The 1050-nt window shown below is 58.0% G+C and carries 1 protein-coding gene; it reads right to left on the reverse strand.

What is annotated here, in order from left to right:
• Positions 1-895, reverse strand: an 895-nt coding sequence (locus ACR0L4_RS23645) for a transposase (RefSeq protein ID WP_480515649.1), incomplete at its 3' end; no start/stop codon positions are given.
• Positions 896-1050: the final 155 nt, after the last annotated feature.

Here is a 1050-nt window from a genome sequence, read left to right on the forward strand (position 1 = left end):
GATCGATCACTGGAATGAAGGGGATGATGCCGCGTTTCTTGACCAGCCACCCCAAGTTGTCGCTGGATCCATAGGCCGTGTCCGCGGCAAGCCAATCCGGCCGGATGCCGAAGCGCTGTTCAGTGCGATCCAGCATTGTTTGCGAGGCACCCACCTCGGCCTGTCGGATCGCCCGCGTGGCTTCAACATCCATGATGACTGAGCTTTTTGTGTCGATCAGGTGGTTCGTGGCATAGGCAAAGTAGGGACGACTTTCCTCAGCTCGGGTCCACTGAGCTGCCGGATCCGACTTGGCGACGAACTTAGGTTGTACCGGCGAGGCTGCACCGAAGGCCGCATCGTCTAGCGTTTCAAGGTACTCTCTGGCCGCGCGATTGCCCGCAGCTCGAGCGACGTCTTCGCTCCAGTCCTTAGCCGCAATGGAACGGGCTTTGTTGGCATCCGCCGGTATCAGGCTGGCGTCGACAGCAAAGCCTTCGCCTGACACGAGGTCCTCCTTCAGGCAGCGCTCCACCGTCGCCTCGAAGATATGGCGCAGCATGTCGCTTTCCCGAAGCTTGCCATGGCGGCACCGCGAGAACGATGAATGATCCGGCACCTTGTCCTCCAAACCGAGCCGGCAAAACCAGCGATACGCAAGATTGAGATGCACCTCCTGGCACAGTCGTCGTTCGGACCGAATGCCCATCGCATAACCAATCACCAGCATCCGGACGATCAGCTCGGGATCGATCGAAGGGCGGCCCGTGTGGCTGTAAAAGGGCTTCAGCCTCTCCCGCATGTCGCCCATGTCGAGGAAACGCTCAATCTCTCTCAATACGTGATTAGGCGGCACATGTGCGTCCAAATCGAACTCATAGAACAGCTGCGCTTCAACCTTTTGAATGCCCATCATCGCCCGATCCTCCCAATCTCGATAAATCAAGTGAATCAAACGACTTGCCGCACTGCAACACAGAGTTCTTCAACAGCATGGGCGGACTCCAGTCATTCGCTGCGAACGCGATAGATGGCTTTCCGGCAGCGTAAAGCCGCCATTCGGCAGGATGG

This window comes from Ruegeria sp. AB5 (genome assembly GCF_056542645.1).